General features: G+C 43.5%; 1 protein-coding gene. It reads left to right on the top strand.

Annotated elements, in window-relative coordinates; genetic code table 11:
• Positions 1–315, top strand: a 315-nt coding sequence (locus CHH91_RS18220; protein ID WP_141234204.1) for a GntT/GntP/DsdX family permease, incomplete at both ends; no start/stop codon positions are given.

Here is a 315-nt window from a genome sequence, read left to right as displayed (position 1 = left end):
TTGCTGGAATTGGCTTGTACCGAGAGCTAAAGTGGAGCGATTTATACGGGGTATTAAGAGACTCAGCGCTGTCAACAGCGACCATTCTATTGATTATCGGTGCTGCTACCGCATTTGGCCGTATTATGATCATTGAACAAATTCCTGGCCAAATTGCCAGCGCAATGCTTTCAATTTCAGAAAATCCAATTGTCCTGATTTTGTTAATCAATGTCATGCTGCTTTTGATTGGCTGCATTATGGATACAACGGCAGCCATTATCATTTTTACACCGCTCATGTTGCCAGTTGGAATGGAGCTCGGTTTTGACCCCA

The organism is Virgibacillus sp. 7505 (assembly GCF_002272135.1).
In the GTDB taxonomy this organism is placed as follows: Bacteria; Bacillota; Bacilli; order Bacillales; family Amphibacillaceae; genus Terribacillus.
This window is presented reverse-complemented; position numbering and strand designations above follow the sequence as displayed.